The organism is Kitasatospora sp. NPDC057542, assembly GCF_042801945.1.
Lineage (GTDB): Bacteria > Actinomycetota > Actinomycetes > Streptomycetales > Streptomycetaceae > Kitasatospora.
The window spans coordinates 1-1048 of the sequence record NZ_JBHVFE010000866.1; the positions used below are offsets into that span (position 1 = coordinate 1).

At 64.9% G+C, this 1048-nt stretch carries 1 protein-coding gene; it reads left to right on the plus strand.

What is annotated here, in order from left to right; all coding sequences use genetic code 11:
• The first annotated feature begins 398 nt into the window (after positions 1 to 398).
• Positions 399 to 704, plus strand: coding sequence for a hypothetical protein (locus ACFU7Y_RS44185; RefSeq protein ID WP_380772114.1), 306 nt, complete (start codon positions 399 to 401; stop codon positions 702 to 704).
• The last annotated feature ends 344 nt before the right edge of the window (positions 705 to 1048 follow it).

Sequence of the window (1048 nt, forward strand, 5' to 3'; positions counted from 1 at the left end):
GTACGCGGCGGCGTACCGCCCGTTCGGGTCGCGCACGTCATTCGGCTTCGGCGGCCGCCCCAGCGGTAGCGGCTCCTGTCGTCGAGGTTCCGTGACGGCCCATTGACGGCGGGAATTCCGGATATGCCTCGACCAGTATCGGATTTCCGCCCCCGTTTCCCTTGGTAGATGCCTACCTGGCGGTCTTGCGACTGTATGCGAAGAAATGTCTGGTTCGTACAGGATGGCTGTCTGGTTCGGAACCATACGAAGCCGCTGACTGTCTGGAATCGAACTAGACACTTCCTGTGATTGCGTTAGATTTGGCGAAGGTCCACAGGGCGAACGTGGGCCGGGTGAAGGAGTGGGGATTTTCTCCCCCGATGCGGGGATGAATCTGCCTTAGTGGAGGGGATTTGATGTTCAAGGTACGCGCATTGACAATGGCGGCAGTCGCCGCGGGCTCCCTCGCGCTCGGCGTGGGCACCGCCGCACCGGCGTCGGCGGAAGTGAGTCACAACTGCCAACTGTGGACCGACGCCACCACGTTCGGCGCCAACTGCCTGCGCGACGACTACGCCATCGTCTTCCGGGCCAAGGCCAACTGCAAGAACGGCCAGACCGTGTACGGGGCATGGAAGGCGACTGGCGGCGGCACCTGGAGCTATGCGTACTGCAGCAGTGTGAACTCCGGGGTCGCCACGGTCGATGTCGAGTTCAAGTGAGGTAGGGTCGATTTCCCCTGAGTGGTTCGCGGCCCGGGAGGGCCGCGTCTGACTGCAATGGGGTGGGGGCCGTCGGGATTCCTGTCGCAGGAATTCCGGCGGCCCCCGCCGGCGTATAACGTAATTCGGCCCTGTGATTGAGTCCGGTGAACTCGCCGGAATGCCGACCGTGCCGTCCGGTGCGCAGAGGAGCTCGGCGCCGGCGACCGTGCCGGAGCCGCTGACGACTCGCAGAGCCCTCAAGCGGATGGATCACGAGGTCGCGCCGGAGTACCGGGGGTGGGGCGTCACCCGTTTCCGGGCCGCGAACGCGGAAGGGTCCGGCACCTGTGTAGGTGCCGGAC

Excerpts from the sequence above, each read along its gene's own strand:
- ACFU7Y_RS44185 (WP_380772114.1), top strand. The coding sequence starts at position 399 with ATGTTCAAGGTACGCGCATTGACAATGGCGGCAGTCGCCGCGGGCTCC.